Origin of the sequence: Stenotrophomonas sp. PS02297, from assembly GCF_029959705.1 — a bacterium.
In the GTDB taxonomy this organism is placed as follows: Bacteria; Pseudomonadota; Gammaproteobacteria; order Xanthomonadales; family Xanthomonadaceae; genus Stenotrophomonas; species Stenotrophomonas nitritireducens.
Map to the genome: position 1 here is coordinate 1 of NZ_JASCOS010000084.1, position 16,062 is coordinate 16,062.

Genomic DNA, 16,062 nt, shown 5'->3' on the forward strand with positions numbered 1-16,062 from the left:
GGGGTTTCCGCCAGGGCCGGGGGGCGCCGGCCGGGCCCGCTGCGCGAGCCGGGGGCGCGGGCCCGCGACTGCGATTTCCGGGTGATCAACCAGGGGCAGGCCAGCGACGCCGAACAGGCGCCGTCGGCTTCCGGTTTCGGCGAATGGGCGATGCGGCTGCGCATCGACAGCGCCCGCCCGCTGCGTGGCGGGCGCGAGCGCTCGCTGCAGGGATTCGCCGGCCAGCGCGTGCATGCCGTGGCCGGCATCGCCCATCCGCAGCGTTTCTTTCAGATGCTGCGCGCCCGCGGCATCGGCGTGGTGCCGCATGCGTTCGCCGATCACCATCGCTATCAGGCGTCGGACCTGTCCTTCGGCAGCGAGCTGCCGGTGCTGATGACCGAGAAGGACGCGGTGAAGTGCAGGGCGTTCGCCACCGATTGGCACTACGCGGTGCCGTTGCAGGCCGAACTGCCCGCGGCGTTCTGGGTCGCGCTGCTGGACCGGCTGGGCAAGCTGGCGCGGGCGTGATCCTTCTGCGGCAGGCGCGCCCGATGCGGACGCTGCGTGCCGGATCCGCGCGCAGCGCCGGATGCGCGGGCCGTGATGCGGGCTGCCAGGCCCGCTACGGAAGACCGGCCCCCGCCAGCGTGCGAGGGCAAATGCGAATCCGCGCGACGCCTTGCCGCGCCGCCATATGTCGCCACGGCCCCAGCCCTTATCCTCATCCGGTCTTTCTCTCCGGCGGTGCCGCCTGCGGCCGTCGCGCGGAGGGGAACCACCAAGTTCTGCCCGGAACGGGCAAGGAGTGCAGATGAACGCGGTTCCTGAATTCGTTGTGGCGATCCCGGCGCGCTATGCGTCCACCCGCCTGCCGGGCAAGCCGCTGGCCCTGCTGGGCGGGCAGCCGATGGTCGTGCACGTGGCGCGGCGCGCCCTGGCCGCCGGCGCCCGCGAGGTATGGGTGGCCACCGACGACCGGCGGATCGCCGATGCGCTCGACGGCCTGGATGGCATACGCGTGGCGATGACGCGCCAGGACCATGCCTCGGGCACGGACCGCCTGGCCGAGTGCGCACGCCAGGCCGGCTGGGACGGGCAGGCGATCGTGGTCAACCTGCAGGGCGACGAACCGTTCGCGCCGGCGGCGGGCATCCGCGCGGTCGCCGCGACGCTGGCGGCCAGCGGCGCGCCGATGGCGACCCTGGCCACGCCCGTGGAGGACGCCCGGACACTGTTCGATCCCAACGTGGTGAAACTGGTGCGCAACGCGCAGGGAGACGCGCTGTACTTCAGCCGCGCGCCGATTCCCTGGCACCGCGATGCCTTCGCCCGATCGACGGCGCAGTTGCCGCAGGCGCAATGGCTGCGCCATATCGGCATCTATGGCTATCGCGCCGGCTTCCTGCAGCAGTTCGCGGCGATGCCGCCGGGCACGCTGGAGCAGATCGAATCGCTGGAACAGCTGCGCGTGCTGGAGGCGGGTTTCCGCATCGCCGTCGCGCTGTCGCCCGAGCCGTTCCCGCCGGGCATCGATACCCCGGAAGACCTCGCGCATGCCGCCGCGCGGCTGGAGGAAGGCCGGTGAAGCTGCTGGTGGTGTGCCTGGGCAACATCTGCCGCTCGCCGATGGGCGAGGGTGCCCTGCGCGCCCGGATCGAGCGCTCGCCGCTGGCCGGGCGGATCGAAGTGGATTCGGCCGGCACCGCCGGTTGGCACCACGGCAAGCCACCGGACCCGCGGGCCGTGGCCTGCGCGCGTCGTCACGGCGTGGATATCTCCGGTCTGCGTGCGCGCCAGCTGCAGCCCGCCGATTTCCTGCATTTCGACCATATCCTGTGCGCGGACCCGGACAATCTGGACGATGCCCTGGCGCTGGCGCCACCCGAGGCGCGCGCACGGGCCGCGTTGCTGCTGCCCTGGGCCGGCATCACCGCCGCCAGCGTGGTGCCGGATCCCTATTACGGCGACGACACGGATTTCGAGCACAGCTGGACGCTGCTGGAGGCCGCTGCCGAAGCGGTGGTGCAGCGCCTGTCGGCGCGGCCCGACTCCGGCATAATCGGCCCATGAACGCTCAGCCCGCGATGGATCTTCCCAAGTCCGGCACCTGGCTCAACGCGGTGCCTTCCACGTTGCAGGACCACGCGGGCCGTCCTCTGGTGCTGGCCTTCGTCAATGCCGCCTCGGTCTGGTGCGTGCAGCGGCTGCTCGAGGTGCTGCAGTGGCAGGCGCGCAATCCCGGGCGCCTGCAGCTGCTGGTGGTACAGGTCCCACGCTTCGATTTCGAACGCGAACCGCAGCCTGCCCTGAAGCTGCTGCGCCGCCATGGGGTCACCGCGCCGATCCTGCTGGACGCGCAGTGGGAGGCCTGGCGCCGGTTCGGCATCGAGGCATGGCCGACCCTGCTGCTGATCGACGCGCATGGCCAGGAGCGCGAGCGCCTGGTCGGCGCGGCGGGCGACCTGGAGCGCTGCCTCAACGCGCTGTGCGAGGGATTGGCGCGACCGCTGGACGAGGATCTCCGCGCGGTCCCGGAAACCAATGTGGAACCGCGCCTGCCGCTGCGTTTCCCGGCGGGGCTGGTGGCAAGCGCCGATCGGCTCTATGTCGCCGACACCGGTCACCACCGCATCTTGGAGTGCACCCACAACGGCCGCGTGCTGCGCCAGTTCGGCGTGGGCAGCGCGGACCTGGTCAATGGCCCTGCGGGTGAGGCGGCCTTCAACCGGCCGCACGGCCTGGCGCTGGAGCGCGAGATGCTCTATGTCGCCGACACCGGCAACCACGCGCTGCGCCGCATCCACCTGCCCAGCGGGCAGGTGGATACCCTGTGCGGCACCGGCCGCGCCGGCGATCCGGTGGCCGGCGTGCTGGCGCAGCCCTGGGACAGTCCGCTGAACCACCCGCTGGATATCGCCATCGCCGACAACCAGCTGCACATCGCCATGGCCGGCGACAACCATATCTGGAGCTACGACCTGGGCATCCGTTCGCTGCGCTGGCGCGCGGGCGCCGGTGCCATGGAAGTGCGCGACGGTGGCGGCCACCTGGCCGCGTTCGCCCAGCCCTGCGGCGTGGTGGCGGTGCAGCAGGTGCTGTACGTCTGCGACGCGCTGGGCTCGGCGATCCGTTCGGTGCAGCTGCGTGGCGACGTTGTGCAGACGCTGGTCGGGCAGGGGCCGTGGGAATTCGGCAATACCGACGGGCCGCGCGTCAGCGCGCATCTTCAGTATCCGCAGGCGATCGCCATGGGCAGCGAATCGCCGCTGCTGTGGATCGCCGACGCCGGCAACGGCTGCCTGCGCATGCTGCGCCTGGGCGGCGGCGACCTGTCCACGGTCAACCTGCCGCGGCGCCTGCATGGTCCGGCCGCGCTGTCGGTGGCCGCCGGCGCGGTGTGGATCGCCGAGACCGACGCGCACGCCATCCTGCGTTTCGACCCGGTGAGCGGCGAACTGGGCCACGTGCCGATCGAGGAATGAGCGCAGCGGCGACAAGCGGGTTCGACGGCAAGGCGTATGCGGCAGCACTGAGCACGGCGCCGGGCGTCTATCGCATGTACGCGGCCGACGACACGCTGCTGTACGTCGGCAAGGCCGGCGCACTGCGCAAGCGCGTCGGCAGCTATTTCAACGGCTCGCCGAAGAGCCGGCGCATCATGATGATGCTCGCGCAGGTGGTGCGGATGGACGTGACCGTCACCCGCACCGAGGCCGAGGCGCTGCTGCTGGAGAACCAGCTGATCAAATCGCTGGCGCCGCGCTACAACGTCTCCCTGCGCGACGACAAGACCTATCCGCAGGTGCTGCTCACCCGCGAGCAATGGCCGCGCATCGCCCTGCACCGCGGTCCGCGTTCCGTGCCGGGGCGTTACTACGGCCCGTATCCGGGCGTGGGCGCGGTGCGCGAGACGCTGAACCTGATGCACAAGCTGTTCAAGCTGCGCAGCTGCGAGGACAGCGTGTTCCGCAACCGTTCGCGCCCATGCCTGCAGTACCAGATCGGCCGGTGCAGCGCGCCCTGCGTGGAACTGGTGGCGCAGGCCGAATACGACGAATCGGTGCGGCGCGCGGCCTTGTTCCTCGAGGGCAGGAGCGACCAGCTCGCCGACGAGCTGGTGCAGGCCATGCAGCAGGCCAGCGACGCGCTGGAATTCGAGCGCGCCGCGCGCCTGCGCGATCTGGTGGCCTCGCTGCGCAGCATGCAGAACCGGCAGTACGTGGACGGCCGCGCGGCCGACCTCGACGTGCTGGCCTGCGCGATGCAGGGCGCCAGCGCCTGCGTGATGCTGCTGGCGTTCCGCGATGGCCGCAATCTCGGTACGCGGGCCTTCTTTCCGCGCACCAACGGCGAGGACAGCGCCGAGGAAGTGCTGGCCGCTTTCGTATCGCAGTATTACGTCGAGCACGCACCGCCGCCGGAGGTGTTGCTGGATCGCGGGATTCCCGACGCGGAGATGATCGAAGCCGCGTTGACCACCGCGGCCGAGCGCCGGGTCGCGCTGAAGTGGAACGTGCGCGGCGAGCGCGCCGGCTACGTGGAGCTGGCCAGCCGCAACGCGCAGATCACCCTGGCCAGCGAACTGGACAGCCGTGGCGCGCAGCATGCGCGCAGCGAGGCCGTGCGCGAGCTGCTGGGCCTGGCCGAGCCGGTCAAGCGCGTGGAATGTTTCGACATCAGCCACACCATGGGCGAGGCGACGGTGGCCTCCTGCGTGGTGTTCGACGCGGCCGGCCCGGTGCGTGCGCAGTACCGGCGCTACAACATCAGCGGCATCGAGCCGGGCGACGACTATGCCGCCATGCGCCAGGCCATCGACCGCCGGTTCCGCCGCGCGGTGGAAGAGCAGGGCGTGCTGCCCGACGTGCTGCTGATCGACGGTGGCGCCGGACAGCTCGCGCAGGCGCAGGCGGCACTGGCCGATCTCGGCGTCGAAGGCGTGCTGCTGGTCGGCGTGGCCAAGGGCGTGGAGCGCCGCGCCGGCCATGAGGCGCTGGTACTGCCGGACGGGCGCGAGCTGCGCCCCGGCGCGGCATCGCCTGCGCTGCAGTTCATCCAGCAGGTGCGTGACGAAGCGCACCGTTTCGCGATCACCGGGCATCGCGGGCGCCGGCAGAAGGCGCGCATGACCAGCCGGCTGGAGGATATCCCCGGCATCGGCCCGCGCCGCCGTGCCAGCCTGCTCAAGCATTTCGGCGGACTGGCCGGATTGAAGGCCGCCGGCGAAGCCGAGATCGCGCGCGTGGAAGGCATCAATGCCGCCCTTGCAACGCGCATCTACGCTAACCTTCACGGACTGTCGATCCCGGATCCGGCAGCGGAGTAAAGCTGTAATGACCCTGACCGTACCCACCTGGCTGACACTGCTGCGGATCGTGATGATCCCGGTGCTGGTGCTGGTGTTCTATCTGCCTTACACCTGGGCCAACTTCGCCTCGGCGGCGGTGTTCGGCCTGGCGGCGATCACCGACTGGCTCGATGGCTGGGTCGCGCGCCGCTACCAGATGCATTCGGCGTTCGGCGCCTTCCTCGACCCGGTGGCGGACAAGCTGATGGTCGCGGTGGCGTTGTTCCTGATCGTGCAGGGGCACCCGACCGCATGGATGGCGTTCTGGGCCGCGGTGATCGTCGGCCGCGAGATCGCGGTGTCCGCATTGCGCGAATGGATGGCCGAGATCGGCCAGCGCGCCAAGGTGCGGGTGGCGATGATCGGCAAGATCAAGACCACCGCGCAGATGATCGCGCTGTTGTGCCTGCTCTATTCGGTATCGCCGAAGACGCCGGTGGCGAGCATCTGGATGGGCTGGCCGATATTCCACATCGGCGACTGGATGCTGGCGATCGCCGCTTTGCTGACGCTGGTGTCCGCAGTGCAGTATCTGCGCGCTGCATGGCCGAGCCTGCGCGAGGATGAAATCGCCGCGCGCTCGCAGTCGAAAAAAAGATGAAACAAGGCTGTTGACAGGCAGGCGATTGCATGTAGAATTTCGCCTCCCAAGCGGGAATAGCTCAGTTGGTAGAGCGCAACCTTGCCAAGGTTGAGGTCGCGAGTTCGAGTCTCGTTTCCCGCTCCAGATCGATGAAGTTTCCGGGTTTTCAACGGAGCGGCATCAGGGATTCACCTCATGGATATCGAGCAGTTTGGCGACTGCACCCGGTATCCCCCGGACGGCCGGAAGCCTCCGGAGAGCGTGAAGAAAGTTGTTAAAAAAGCTGGCGCAACACCTACGAAGTCTGTAGAATGCACGGCTCCACAAGCGGGAATAGCTCAGTTGGTAGAGCGCAACCTTGCCAAGGTTGAGGTCGCGAGTTCGAGTCTCGTTTCCCGCTCCAGATAAGGAAAAGGCCCCGCAAGCGGGGTTTTTTCATATCGGGAAGAAGTTTTTCCTCCTGTACAATCGAAAAGATTGTGGCCTGGTAGCAGAGTGGTTATGCAGCGGATTGCAAATCCGCGTACGCCGGTTCGATTCCGACCCAGGCCTCCATTTGAAGCCCTGATCATTCAGGGCTTTTTCTTTTTCGATTGCAGAATCCATTGCATGTTCTGACGGCTGTTCACGACTTGTGGGCGGGCGAGGGCAGGATTCTCTTCGTCATGACCCGGGAAAGGCGCGGCGCCCTGCCGCTTGATGGCCGCGTGCCACGGCGCTCGATAGACCTTCAGGAAGTCCTGAGCGGAGCCATGCCGGCAACACGGTCGGCAGCATGGCAAGAACGTGCAGAACGGACACGCGTGATCCGCGCCCGGTGGATCCAGGCGACATGTGCTTCCAGGTGCATCGCATCACGGATCAACCCGCAGTGGCGGGTTTTCGCTCCGCAGTGCCGGTGGTCATGCTGGAAGGGCGCATCCCCGGGACGTCCGGGCCGATGGCTGCAATGGGTAGCCGCCCTTTCCAGCAGTAGCAACCCTCCCCCGCAGGAGAGGGTGTGTCAGCCGGTGGCGCTCATCGGGGCGGAGGCGTTGCGCAGGTCCGGCCAGCGCCTGAGGATCGCGCCGCGGATGCCGGCAGCGTCGATGCCGGCTTCGGCCAGCAGGTCCTCGCGGCTGGCGTGGTGCTGGAAGCTGTCCGGCAGGCCCAGGTGCAGCACCGGCATGAGGATGGCTTCGGCGTTGAGCAGTTCGGACACGCCCGAGCCGGCGCCGCCGGCGACCACGTTGTCCTCGACGGTGACGAAGCCTTCGTGGGTGCGCGCGAGGTCGAGCAGCATGGCCCGGTCCAGCGGCTTGATGAAGCGCATGTTGACCACGCTCAGGCCGAGTTCGCGGCCGGCCTGTTCGGCGGCGGCCACGGTCGAGCCGAATGCGAGGATGGCCAGGCGGTGGCCCTGTGCGCGCAACTGCGCCTTGCCGACCGGCAGGGTGGACAGGTCCACGCCGGGCGCGACGCCCGGGCCGGTGCCGCGCGGATAGCGCACCGCCGCCGGGCCTTTGTACTGCAGGCCGGTGCTGAGCATCTGCCGGCATTCGGCCTCGTCGGCCGGCGCCATCACCACCATGTTCGGCACGCAGCGCAGGAAGCTCAGGTCGAGGTTGCCGGCATGGGTGGCGCCATCCGGGCCGACCACGCCGGCGCGGTCGATGGCGAACAGCACATCCAGGTCCTGGACCGCGACGTCATGTACAAGCTGGTCGTAGGCGCGCTGCAGGAAGGTGGAGTAGATCGCCACGACGGGCTTGGCGCCCTGCGTGGCCATGCCCGCGGCCAGGGTCACCGCGTGCTGCTCGGCGATGGCCACGTCGAAATAACGCTGCGGGTATTCCCGGCTGAAGCGCACCAGGCCCGAGCCTTCGCGCATCGCCGGGGTGATGCCCATCAACTGCGGCTCGGCGGCGGCGGCATCGCACAGCCAGTCGCCGAACACGTCGGTGTAGGTCGGCTTCTTCGGCGCGCTCTTGACCGGCAGGCCCTTGCTCGGGTCGAACGGGCCGACGGCGTGGTAGCCGATCTGGTCGCCTTCGGCCGGCTCGTAGCCCTTGCCCTTGGTGGTCATGATGTGCAGCAGGTGCGGTCCCTTCTTGCCCTTGAGGGTCTTCAGGGTGGACAGCAGCAGCGGCAGGTCGTGGCCATCGATCGGACCGGTGTAATGGAAGCCCATCTGCTCGAATGCGGTGGACGGCACGAACATGCCCTTCCACTGTTCTTCCCAGCGCTTGACGAAGCGCGCAGGCGGGCTGTGGCGCTTGTCGCCGAGGATCTTCTTGCCGCCCTCGCGCAGCGCATTGAGGGTGCGGCTGGCGGTGGCCCGGCCGAGCATCTTGGTCAGCCCGCCGACCGCTTCGGAGATGGACATGTTGTTGTCGTTGAGCACGACGAGTACGTTCGGCTCCTCGTCCATGCCGCCGGCGTGCGCCAGCGCCTCGAACGCCATGCCGGCGGTCATCGCGCCGTCGCCGATCACCGCCACCGTCCTGCGCTCGTCGCCCTGGCGCTGGCGGGCGATGGCCATGCCGAGCGCGGCGGAGATCGAGGTCGAGGAATGGCCGACGCCGAAGGTGTCGTACTCGCTTTCCTCGCGCTTGGGGAATGGCGCCACGCCGTCCTTCTGCTTGACGGTGTGGATGGTGTCGCGGCGGCCGGTCAGGATCTTGTGCGGGTAGGTCTGGTGGCCCACGTCCCACACCAGCTGGTCGACCGGGGTGTCGTAGAGGTAGTGCAGGGCGACGGTGAGTTCGATCACGCCCAGCCCGGCGGCGAAATGGCCGCCGCTCCGGCCCACGGATTCGATCAGGTAATCGCGCAGTTCACCGGCGACCGCGGGCAGTTCGGTTTCATCGAACGCGCGCAGGTCGTGCGGGGTCTGGATGCGCGACAGGCGCGGATAGCGGACGGAGTCGATCATTTTCTTCGTATTTCAGCCGAACCGGTATTTTCGCCCCCATTCCGGGGTGGGGCAAGCAAACCGCCGGTTGCGTGAGCGGCCGATGAGGATTCCGGGCAAGGGAACGGGGGCATGGTTCAGCTTGCGGCACGAACGACTCCGCCGGAAGCCCGTTTCCCGTGCATCGCGCCTGCGCCAAGACATCCTTCCGTCGCGTGGGCCAGGCGCCGCGCCGCACTGCTTTTTCGGCAGTCGTGCCTTCAGGAATGCGCGCTGGCCGCGAGGGTGAATGGGCGCGCTTGCGATCTTCCAGTGACGCACCACGCGTCGATGTGCGCCGGCGGGTTGCGCGGGGGCCGGCCATGCGCCGGGCGGCCTTGCGTGGGATCAGGCGCTGCGCCGCAACGCCTTCTTCGGCAGCTGCGCCTTCAGGAAGGCCATCTGGTCGGCGAGGATGTTGCGGTTGGACAGGATCAGGTGTTCGATCCAGCTCGGCCGGTAGGGCACGGCCAGCAGCGGCATGTTGGCCTGCTGCGGGGTGCGGTTGCTCTTGCGCGAATTGCACTGGAAGCAGGCGCTGACCACGTTTTCCCAGATGTCGCGGCCACCCTTGGACAGCGGCATCACGTGGTCGCGGGTCAGGTGCGGGCGACTGAACTGCTGGCCGCAGTACAGGCACAGCTGCGCGTCGCGGGCGAACAGCGCGGTGTTGGTGAGGTTGGGCGTGGGGTCGAGGGCGCGCGAGCGGGCGTGGCCGCGCGAAGCGATGATCGGGTGCAGGTCCAGGCCGCTGCGCAGTCCGCTGGCGCGGTTGATGGCGCCGTGCACATGCAGGCAGGGATCGCCCAGGGTCCAGGCCACCGCGCCGCGCGCGTAGAGGCAGGAGGCTTCCTGCCAGTTGATCCAGTCGAGCACGCGGCCGTGAGCGTCCAGCGACAGCAGTCGCACGGAGCCGAGGCGGTGCAGGGAGGGCGGGAGCGAAAACTCCGCGTCCGGAGCGGATGCGGCGACTCCAGTATCGATCAGACCACGCGGTGTAGTGTCTGTCTCCATCGGGAAAACAGCTTATACACGAAGCATGACAGTTTGTGTAAACCCGGCCGCCATCGTCGATGGCGGCCGGGTCGGTCTCACTCGCCGAAGCGCGCGGCGTCCATGGTCATCAGCGGCTCGGCGCCGCTTTCCATGCTGGCGGCATGGGCCAGGGTGCGCGGCAGGATGCGCGCGTAGTAGAAGCGCGCGGTTTCCAGCTTGGCCTGCTTGAAGGCCTGCGGATGGCCGGACTCCTGCGCCGCGGCCACGGCGCGCGCCCACCAGTAGGCAAGGGCGACATAGCCGCTGTAGAACAGGTAGTCCCAGCTGGCCGCGCCGAGCTCTTCCGGGTTGGCGGCGGCGCGCTGCAGTACGCCCATGGTCAGCTCGCCCCATTCCCTGGCCCGTGCGCCCAGCACCGGCAGGAACTCGGCCACGGCGGGGTTGTCGGCGTTGGCAGCGATGAACGCCTCGATCTCGGCCAGGAACAGCTTCAGGCCCGCGCCCTGCGATACGGCGGTCTTGCGGCCGATCAGGTCCAGCGCCTGGATGCCGGTGGTGCCTTCGTACAGGGTGGTGATGCGGGCGTCGCGCGCCAGCTGCTCCATGCCGTGCTCGGCGATGTAGCCGTGGCCGCCGAAGCACTGCTGCGCGTTGTAGGTGTTCTCGATGCTCCACTCGGTCAGGCAGGCCTTGACGATGGGCGTGAGGAAGCTGACCAGGGTCTCGGCATCGGCGCGCGCCTGTGCGTCGCCAGCGCTCTGCGCGGTGTCGAGCTGGGTATAGGCGTGGGCGGCGAGCAGGCGCCCGCCCTCGGTCAGCGACTTGATCGACAGCAGCATGCGGCGCACGTCGGGCTGGGCGATGATCGGGTCGGCAGGCTTGTCCGCCAGCTGCGCGCCCTTCGGTGCGCGCGACTGCAGGCGTTCGCGGGCATAGGCGAGGGCGCCCTGCCAGGCGCGCTCGGACTGCGACAGCCCCTGCACGCCGACGCCGAGGCGGGCCGAGTTCATCATCACGAACATCGCCTGCAGGCCCTTGTGCGGCTCGCCGACGAGCCAGCCCTGGGCGCCGTCGAAGTTCATCACGCAGGTGGACGAACCATGGATGCCCATCTTGTGCTCCAGCGCGCCGCAGCGCAGCGCGTTGCGCCCGCCCATGGCGCCATTGCGGTCGACCATGTACTTGGGCGTGACGAACAGCGAGATGCCCTTCGGCCCCGGAGGGGCGTCGGGCAGCTTGGCCAGCACCAGGTGGATGATGTTCTGGCTCATGTCGTGCTCGCCAGCGGTGATGAAAATCTTGGTGCCGGTGATGGCGTAGCTGCCGTCTGCATTGGGCTCGGCGCGGGTCTTGAGCAGGCCCAGGTCGGTGCCGGCATGCGGTTCGGTCAGGCACATGGTGCCGGTCCAGTGGCCGGCCACCAGCGGCTTGAGGAAGGCTTCCTTCTGCCAGTCCTGGCCGTAGTGCCTGAGCGCCTCGACCGCGCCGTGCGACAGCATCGGGAACAGGCTCCAGGCCAGGTTGGCCGAGGACGTCATCTCGCTCAGCGCCATGCCCAGCGTTTCCGGCATGCCCTGGCCGCCGAACTCCGGCGCCGCGGTCAGGCCGGTCCAGCCGCCCTCGACGAACTGCGCATAGGCTTCCTTGAAGCCCGGCGCGGTGGTGACCTCGCCGGTGGCCTTGTCCAGCGTGCAGCCGTTCTCGTCGCCCACGGCGCTCAGCGGCGCCAGTACGCTGGCGCTGAAGCGGCCGGCTTCCTCGAGCACGGCGTCGATGACGTCGGCGCTGGCGTCCGCATGGCCCATCGCCGCGAACAGGGACTCGGCCTTGAGCACGTCGTGCAGGGCGAAACGGAGGTCGGTAATGGGGGCCTTGTAGTTGCTCATCGGTGCGATCTCGGATGAAACGGAAAGGGGTGGCGGATCAGCGCAGCACGCCGGGCAGGCCCGGCGCCTGGTTCAGGCTGTTGCGGGAGTTCACCTCGAAGCTGCGCTGCTTCTTCTCTTCGGGCGTGGCCTTGACCGTGCCTTCCAGTTCGTAGAACAGCGAGCGGCCGCCGGCCAGGGCGTCGGCCATGACGATGCGGGCCGGCGAGGCGGGCTGCAGGCGGATCTTGACCACATCGGCCGATTCCGGGCCGATGGACAGCCCCGGGGCGGCAACCAGGGTGCCGGCGGTTTCGTCGCCGACCTTCATCTTCAGGGACACGTCGTCGAAGCGCATCGGCATCGAGCTGTAGTTGCGCAGGCGCAGCTCCACGTCCCAGTTGCCGTCGTTGCCGACGGTGAGCTGCTGGATGCCGGCGGCGGGCTCGGAAACCCGTTTCACCACGCCGCCACCGCAGGAGGCGAGGGCGAGGCTGAGAACTGCGGTCAGGACGTACTGTGGGCGAAAACGCATACTGCTCGGTCCTCGGGGTCCGGAGGGATCGTCCAAAGGATACTACGCCGTATGGCGGGCGTGGCCGGGGGCGCGGCGGTGCGGCCGATGGCGGAACTTTTCCGCAGGCTCATCTAGGCATGTCAGGAGACCGACAACGTCACCGCATTCGCATATACCGGAGAGGGGTTCATCAATGCGTTCATTCAAGTTGTTGCCGCTGGCAAGCGCGATCCGTGGCGGGTTGGCCGCCGTGGCGCTGTGCGTGGCCATGCCGGCGCTCGCCGCACCGCCGCAGTTCGATATCGAGGGCGGCCGCATCGAAGAGGTGCTGCCTGAATTCGCCCGCCAGGCGGGCCTGCAGATCATCGCGCCGGCCGCGATGGGCGGGGAGGGGCGGATCGAGGTCGGGCAACTGAAGGGACAGATGGACCCGCGGCAGGCGCTGAGCCGCCTGCTCGACGGCACCGGGCTCACCGTCGCATCCGACGACGGCCGCACCATCACCCTGCGCGCCGCTGCGCCGCTGCTGGCCTCGCTCGGCGGGCTGGGTGGCCTGGCCGTTGCGCAGACGGCCCCGTCCGAGCCGGTGGCCCCGGCGCCGCAGGAGGCGCCGGCCAGCGGCCCGGTGAACACGCTGGACCAGGTCACCGTGGTCGGCAGCCAGATCAAGGGCAGCAAGTCGGCGGCGATCCTGCCGGTGGCCACGCTGCAGGCCGAACAGATCGAAGCCACCGGCGCGGTCTCCGGCGACGACCTGTACCGTTCCATCCCGCAGATGGGCAATGTCTCCTTCAGCGGCACCAATGGCGGCAACAGCTCCAACTATGCGCGCGGCGACATCGCCTCGGTCAACCTGCGCGGCCTGGGCGTGGGCAACACCCTGCTGCTGATCAACGGCCGCCGCACCGTGGTGCACCCGACCAGCCAGGCCGACGGCAACCTGGTGCCGGTGCTGACCTACAACGCCAACACCGTGCCGGTGGCGAACCTGCGCCGGGTCGAGGTCCTGCTCGATGGCGCCGCGGCGATCTACGGCACCGACGCGGTGGCCGGGGTGGTCAACAACGTGCTGCGCGACGACATGGATGGCGGCACCCTCAGCGTGCAGAAGGGCGTGGGCGAGGGCACCAATCTGAGCGACGTATCGGTCAATGGCATGTGGGGCAAGAACTCCGAAGACCTGCGCTCCAACGTCACCGTCGCCTTCAATTACTACAACACCACCGGCCTGAACTCGCTGGACCAGGATTGGACCCGCAGCGGCAACCGCATCGACGACTTCGCCGGCACGCCGTACGAAGGCCTGGCGGGCGTGGACAACCGCAACACCAACAGCCCGTGGGGCAACTTCACCGCCAACGGGCCGCGCGTGTCGCAGAACGGTACCTGGCTGACCACCGCCGCCGGCGCGTTCCATGTCAAGCCGACCAGCAACGGCAACTGCGCCACGACGATCGGCGAGGGCCTGTGCGTGCAGTCCGGCAGCAAGGCCACTTCGGGCGCCGATGCCAACCTGCGCGACAACCACCAGTCGATGTACCCGGTGTCGATCGCGCCGGACGTGCGCCGCATCAACCTGTTCGCCACCGGCAAGCACGACTTCGAGAACGGCCTGTCGCTGTTCAGCGAAGCCGGCCTGTATGGTTCGCGCGCCTACAGCCTGCAGAACGGCGTCAACACGATCTCCTCGCTGCCGATGACGGTGGCCGCCAGCAACTACTGGAACCCGTTCGGGGCGATGTACCTGCCCGACGGCACGCTCAACCCGAACCGCCTGCAGGGCCTGAACATCGGTCCGGACGGCCTGCCGGTGACGATCACCAGCTACCGCTTCGAGCGCCCGACCCGGATCGAGGTCAAGAACACGCAGATGCGCGCGCTGGCCGGCCTGCGCGGCTTCCACTTCGGTTTCGACTGGGAGAGCGCGGCGCTTTATTCCAGGGCCAAGGTGGTTGACACCCAGGACGCGGTGAGCATGACCTCGTTCCAGCAGGCGCTGGCCAATTCGACGTCGGCGGCCTACAACCCGTTCTGCGGCGGCTGCAACGACTGGAGCAAGCTGGATTCGTTCTTCTACAAGGCCAAGCGCCAGAGCGAGACCCAGCTGTACCTGTGGGACTTCAAGGCTTCGCGCCCGGACCTGTTCCGCACCTGGGCCGGCGACGTCGGCATGGCGACCGGCGTGGAAGTGCGCCATGAGACCCAGCGCGACGACCGCGACGCGCACGTCGATGGTTCACTGACCTTCACCGACGCGATCACCGGCATCCAGTATCCCAGCGACATGTACGGCGTCAGCCCGACCCCGGACACCTATGGTTCGCGTACCGTCGCCGGCGTGTTCGCCGAATTCTCGGTGCCGCTGGTGTCGCCGTCGATGGGCATCCCGCTGGTCAAGTCGCTGGACCTGCAGGTGGCCGGCCGCGCCGAGCGCTACAACGACTTCGGCAGCGTCGCCAAGCCGAAGCTGGCGATGGGCTGGCAGATCATCGACGGCCTCACCGTGCGCTCGTCCTGGGCCAAGGGCTTCCGTGCGCCGAACCTGGAGCAGGTCAACGCCACCATGGTCAGCCGTTCCAACAGCCGTACCGACTGGGTGCAGTGCCTGGCCGATGTGCGCAGCGGCGCGCAGGCGTCGATGGCCGCCTGCAAGGGCTACACCGCCTCGACCACCGCGCGCCGTTCGGGCAACCCGGACCTGAAGCCGGAGACCTCGACCAACACCAGCGCCGGCATCGTGTTCCAGCCGCAGTTCATTCCCGAAGACTTCGGCCGCTTCACTTTCGCCGTGGACTACTACAGGTACGAGCAGGAAGGCATCATCGGCCTGTTCGGCGAAGGCAACGCGCTGATCCTGGACTACGTGCTGCGCCAGCAGGGCGGCAGCAACGCCGACGTGGTACGCGCCGACCCGACCGCCGACGACATCGCGCGCTTCGCCGGTACCGGCCTGGATGCCGCCGGCAAGGTGCTCTACGTCAAGGACCAGTACGTCAACCTGGAGCCGCAGACCGTGCGCGGCGTGGACTACACCTTCAGCTGGGCCTCGCCGGAAACCCGCGCCGGCCGGTTCGATGTATCGGTCAACGGCACCCGCCTGATCGAGTTCTACCGCCAGCGTTCGCCGGCGCTGCAGGCGCTGGAAGACGCCAAGGCCTCCGGCCTGGTCGACCCCTCGATCCGGGTGACCGGCGGCGGCAACCTGATCGGCAATGGCGGCAACCCGCAGTGGAAGTGGTCCGGCACGCTGACCTGGCGCTACCAGCAGCTGTCGGTGGGCGCCAGCGCGCGCTACAGCAGCTCGTTCGTGGAGAACGGCCTGGTGCTGGCCGACGGCACGCCGTGGACGGTGAAGTCGCAGACGCTGGCCAATGCCTTCGTCAAGTACGACCTCAAGGGCGACGGCTGGATGGACGGGCTGTCGCTGAAGGTGGGCGCCAACAACCTGGCCAACAAGCGTCCGCCGATCTCCAGCGACGGATTCGGCTATTCCTCGGCGGTGTACCAGGCCTATCCGCGGTACTGGTACGTCAACGTGACCAAGGCGTTCTGATGAACCGCCGTACCGCCCGTGGAAGCGCCCGGCCCGTGCCGGGCATCGCCGGGGTGTCGCCATGACGGCGGCACTGGCGGCGGAGCGTTCGCTGTGGCTCGCCGAGCACGTATTGCCCTGCGAGCCGACGCTGCGCGCCTGGCTGCAGCGGCGCTTGCCGGTGCACCAGGACGTGGATGACGTGATCCAGGAGACCTACGCCATCCTGGCGGCGGGGGGGGGGGGGGGGGCCCCGCCCCCCCCCCCCCCCCCCGCGGGGTTTGGGGGGGGGCGGGGGGGGGGGGGGG

At 68.7% G+C, this 16,062-nt stretch carries 11 protein-coding genes, 3 tRNA genes and 1 pseudogene; 11 read left to right on the top strand and 4 right to left on the bottom strand.

Annotation, left to right across the window (positions count from 1 at the left end):
- The 9 genes from QMX80_RS14125 to QMX80_RS14165 all read left to right on the top strand — a co-directional run.
- Window positions 1-510 (top strand): tetraacyldisaccharide 4'-kinase (locus QMX80_RS14125; protein ID WP_282277688.1); only part of this gene is annotated, 510 nt, incomplete at its 5' end.
- 283 nt (window positions 511-793) lie between these two features.
- Window positions 794-1,567, top strand: a complete 774-nt coding sequence (gene kdsB, locus QMX80_RS14130; RefSeq protein WP_055769737.1) for a 3-deoxy-manno-octulosonate cytidylyltransferase — start codon at window positions 794-796, stop codon at window positions 1,565-1,567.
- Window positions 1,564-2,052: a low molecular weight protein-tyrosine-phosphatase gene (locus tag QMX80_RS14135; protein ID WP_282277691.1), complete on the top strand. Its 489-nt coding sequence runs from the start codon at window positions 1,564-1,566 to the stop codon at window positions 2,050-2,052. The genes kdsB and QMX80_RS14135 overlap by 4 nt, the downstream gene beginning before the upstream one ends.
- A complete protein-coding gene (locus QMX80_RS14140) occupies window positions 2,049-3,464 on the top strand; it encodes a hypothetical protein (RefSeq protein WP_282277694.1) in 1,416 nt (471 codons plus the stop codon). Before QMX80_RS14135 ends, QMX80_RS14140 begins: the two co-directional genes overlap by 4 nt.
- A complete protein-coding gene (uvrC, locus tag QMX80_RS14145) occupies window positions 3,461-5,308 on the top strand; it encodes an excinuclease ABC subunit UvrC (protein ID WP_282277696.1) in 1,848 nt (615 codons plus the stop codon). The genes QMX80_RS14140 and uvrC overlap by 4 nt, the downstream gene beginning before the upstream one ends.
- A gap of 7 nt (window positions 5,309-5,315) precedes the next feature.
- The gene (gene pgsA, locus QMX80_RS14150) at window positions 5,316-5,930 is read left to right on the top strand and encodes a CDP-diacylglycerol--glycerol-3-phosphate 3-phosphatidyltransferase (RefSeq protein WP_055769729.1); all 615 of its coding nucleotides are present in this window, start codon (window positions 5,316-5,318) and stop codon (window positions 5,928-5,930) included.
- Window positions 5,931-5,980: 50 nt separating this feature from the next.
- Window positions 5,981-6,056 (top strand) — tRNA-Gly (locus tag QMX80_RS14155).
- Between the two features lie 183 nt (window positions 6,057-6,239).
- A tRNA-Gly gene (locus QMX80_RS14160) sits at window positions 6,240-6,315 on the top strand.
- Window positions 6,316-6,393: 78 nt separating this feature from the next.
- Window positions 6,394-6,467: transfer RNA gene (locus QMX80_RS14165), tRNA-Cys, on the top strand.
- A 448-nt stretch (window positions 6,468-6,915) separates the two neighbouring features.
- Here the strand turns inward: QMX80_RS14165 and dxs are convergent.
- From dxs to QMX80_RS14185, 4 genes are all read right to left on the bottom strand, one after another.
- Complete coding sequence (gene dxs / locus QMX80_RS14170; protein ID WP_282277700.1) at window positions 6,916-8,826, bottom strand: 1-deoxy-D-xylulose-5-phosphate synthase; 1,911 nt, start codon at window positions 8,824-8,826, stop codon at window positions 6,916-6,918.
- Window positions 8,827-9,192: 366 nt separating this feature from the next.
- Window positions 9,193-9,858, bottom strand: a complete 666-nt coding sequence (locus QMX80_RS14175; protein WP_273084094.1) for an HNH endonuclease — start codon at window positions 9,856-9,858, stop codon at window positions 9,193-9,195.
- A gap of 77 nt (window positions 9,859-9,935) precedes the next feature.
- Window positions 9,936-11,726, bottom strand: coding sequence for an acyl-CoA dehydrogenase C-terminal domain-containing protein (locus QMX80_RS14180; RefSeq protein ID WP_282277701.1), 1,791 nt, complete (start codon window positions 11,724-11,726; stop codon window positions 9,936-9,938).
- A 37-nt stretch (window positions 11,727-11,763) separates the two neighbouring features.
- Window positions 11,764-12,240, bottom strand: a complete 477-nt coding sequence (locus QMX80_RS14185) for an LEA type 2 family protein (protein ID WP_055769593.1) — start codon at window positions 12,238-12,240, stop codon at window positions 11,764-11,766.
- A gap of 175 nt (window positions 12,241-12,415) precedes the next feature.
- On the opposite strand from QMX80_RS14185, the gene QMX80_RS14190 reads away from it, so the two are divergent.
- Both QMX80_RS14190 and QMX80_RS14195 read left to right on the top strand, forming a co-directional pair.
- Window positions 12,416-15,775 carry a TonB-dependent receptor gene (locus tag QMX80_RS14190; RefSeq protein ID WP_282277702.1) on the top strand — a complete coding sequence of 1,120 codons (3,360 nt, stop codon included), beginning with the start codon at window positions 12,416-12,418 and terminating at the stop codon, window positions 15,773-15,775.
- 61 nt (window positions 15,776-15,836) lie between these two features.
- Window positions 15,837-16,062 (top strand): annotated as a pseudogene (locus QMX80_RS14195) (hypothetical protein); the annotation flags it as partial.

Bases quoted from the DNA above. Each gene is read 5' to 3' on its own strand.
- kdsB (WP_055769737.1), top strand. From the start codon at position 794: ATGAACGCGGTTCCTGAATTCGTTGTGGCGATCCCGGCGCGCTATGCG.
- QMX80_RS14140 (WP_282277694.1), top strand. From the start codon at position 2,049: ATGAACGCTCAGCCCGCGATGGATCTTCCCAAGTCCGGCACCTGGCTC.
- uvrC (WP_282277696.1), top strand. From the start codon at position 3,461: ATGAGCGCAGCGGCGACAAGCGGGTTCGACGGCAAGGCGTATGCGGCA.
- pgsA (WP_055769729.1), top strand. From the start codon at position 5,316: ATGACCCTGACCGTACCCACCTGGCTGACACTGCTGCGGATCGTGATG.
- dxs (WP_282277700.1), bottom strand. From the start codon at position 8,826: ATGATCGACTCCGTCCGCTATCCGCGCCTGTCGCGCATCCAGACCCCG.
- QMX80_RS14175 (WP_273084094.1), bottom strand. From the start codon at position 9,858: ATGGAGACAGACACTACACCGCGTGGTCTGATCGATACTGGAGTCGCC.
- QMX80_RS14180 (WP_282277701.1), bottom strand. From the start codon at position 11,726: ATGAGCAACTACAAGGCCCCCATTACCGACCTCCGTTTCGCCCTGCAC.
- QMX80_RS14185 (WP_055769593.1), bottom strand. From the start codon at position 12,240: ATGCGTTTTCGCCCACAGTACGTCCTGACCGCAGTTCTCAGCCTCGCC.
- QMX80_RS14190 (WP_282277702.1), top strand. From the start codon at position 12,416: ATGCGTTCATTCAAGTTGTTGCCGCTGGCAAGCGCGATCCGTGGCGGG.